Annotated in this window: 1 protein-coding gene; it reads left to right on the top strand. The window is 67.5% G+C overall.

Annotation, left to right across the window (positions count from 1 at the left end):
- A partial coding sequence (locus tag SB660_RS20710) for a rhamnogalacturonan lyase family protein (protein WP_486304210.1) occupies positions 1 to 271 on the top strand: 271 nt, incomplete at both ends.

Below are 271 nucleotides of genomic sequence, written 5' to 3'. Positions count from 1 at the left end.
CATGAAGACCGCGGACGGCACGATCGACGGCGTGGGCACTCCGATCGGCAATGTGAGCGCCGACCACCGCAACAGCAGTGGATACGTGCTGCAGGGACCGGAGTTCCTGACGGTGTTCAACGGGGAGACGGGCGCGGCGATCGACACGATCGACTACACCCCGCCGCGCGGCGATGTGGGTGCGTGGGGCGACACGTACGGCAACCGCGTCGACCGTTTCCTGGCCGGAACGGCCTATCTCGACGGCGAGCACCCGAGCGCGATCTTCAGC

Origin of the sequence: Bacillus sp. SIMBA_005, assembly GCF_046535585.1 — a bacterium.
GTDB classification, from domain to species: Bacteria; Bacillota; Bacilli; order Bacillales; family Bacillaceae; genus Bacillus; species Bacillus pumilus.
The sequence above is the reverse complement of the archived record's forward strand: the minus strand, read 5'-3'. Positions and strand labels throughout refer to the sequence as shown.